The sequence below is a fragment of the Streptococcus suis genome (assembly GCF_002964045.1).
Lineage (GTDB): Bacteria > Bacillota > Bacilli > Lactobacillales > Streptococcaceae > Streptococcus > Streptococcus suis_U.
In genome coordinates, this window is record NZ_POPB01000104.1 from 1 (window position 1) to 286 (window position 286).

Annotated in this window: 1 pseudogene; it reads left to right on the top strand. The window is 33.6% G+C overall.

Annotated features, from left to right (window positions below):
* Positions 1-286 (top strand): annotated as a pseudogene (locus C1E99_RS00440) (Rep family protein); the annotation flags it as partial.

Below are 286 nucleotides of genomic sequence, written 5' to 3' on the forward strand. Positions count from 1 at the left end.
CGATATCAAACTTTTGATGAATTTTGATATTGCACGCTATGTTACTCTTGACGTTGAGGAAAAAGATTATATTTTAGACTTAGTTTGTAATCTGATTGATGAGCAAGGATTAGCTAATGTTCGAGAGTTGAAAAGATTTATTAATCAACATGGTGGGGAATATGGTATCCCTAGTATGAAAATTGTAAATGAGGTTATTCGTTCGCATACAGGATTGGTAAGGTTATATTTTGATGGTGTTTATCAAGAACGGAAATATGGTCAGAATGTAGATATGGAAACGGGG